Origin of the sequence: Aliivibrio sp. 1S128 (assembly GCF_001691065.1) — a bacterium.
Lineage (GTDB): Bacteria > Pseudomonadota > Gammaproteobacteria > Enterobacterales > Vibrionaceae > Aliivibrio.
The window spans coordinates 472-1,427 of the sequence record NZ_MAJV01000021.1; the positions used below are offsets into that span (position 1 = coordinate 472).

The following is a 956-nucleotide window of genomic DNA, read 5'->3' on the forward strand; positions in this document are numbered from 1 at the left end:
GTTATGCAGGCGTTATGTGTATTTTATGAGCTAAACAATAATACATCTAAAAGTATAATCCTTGTGGCATATTAAATTAAGGAAAATGAATGAGTGTTGAAGGGCAATTAATTGAATATAAAGATTTTCATAGAGAACCTAATCCAAATGAAAAGACAATACTTGCGAAGCTTTTCAAAGAGATTTCAGCTTTTGCGAATGCATCAGGAGGGAGAATTGTAGTTGGAAAAGAGGATAAGACTGGTACCGAATATACACAGCCAAGTAAAGTATACGAGTGGTTGGAAAATGATAGGTTGACCACCTCAATAAATAAAATGTCCGATAATTTGATAGTGTTTAATTCACAAAAAAGTGGATTGTTAATTACGATTACTGTGGAAGAATCAGATGATGTTATTTCTGCTATATCTGATTACAAAGGAATCAACGAGGGAGACTGTTTCCTTAGAGAAAACCATGAAGCAATTAAGGTTCAAGGTGGCAAACTAAAAAAACTGATAGAAAAAAAGCTACTATCAGAGGATAAGAAGACTAAAGCGTTGCGTAAAATTGTACATTATAAAATGAATAACAATATGTCTCATGCAAACAAAATGAATATTTTTGACAGTATGTTCATAACAATTAATTCTCCTCATGAATATATTAATTTTATTTTTGAAGCAATTGTAAAGAATGAGTTTTTGGCTTCATATAAACTCCCTTTGTCGAAATATTCGACAATTAAAATGAGCCTTGAGCTTTTGGATTCAAAATTAACTCATCAACAAGTGTTAGTTAAGAGTAATAATAGTATTTTTGATAAAATGATGGAATCCGATCATACAAGAGAATCATTTTTTAAAGCTCATAAGGATGAAGTTTTATTTAGTCCACAATTAAAATCATATATCCATGAATACAAAGGTGTGATTGAAAACCTGTAGTTAGAATACACATAACAAATGCATCAA

Annotated in this window: 1 protein-coding gene; it reads left to right on the forward strand. The window is 30.4% G+C overall.

Annotated features, from left to right (window positions below):
* Positions 1-89: 89 nt before the first annotated feature.
* Positions 90-929 carry a helix-turn-helix domain-containing protein gene (locus A6E03_RS04375; protein WP_065600242.1) on the forward strand — a complete coding sequence of 280 codons (840 nt, stop codon included), beginning with the start codon at positions 90-92 and terminating at the stop codon, positions 927-929.
* The last annotated feature ends 27 nt before the right edge of the window (positions 930-956 follow it).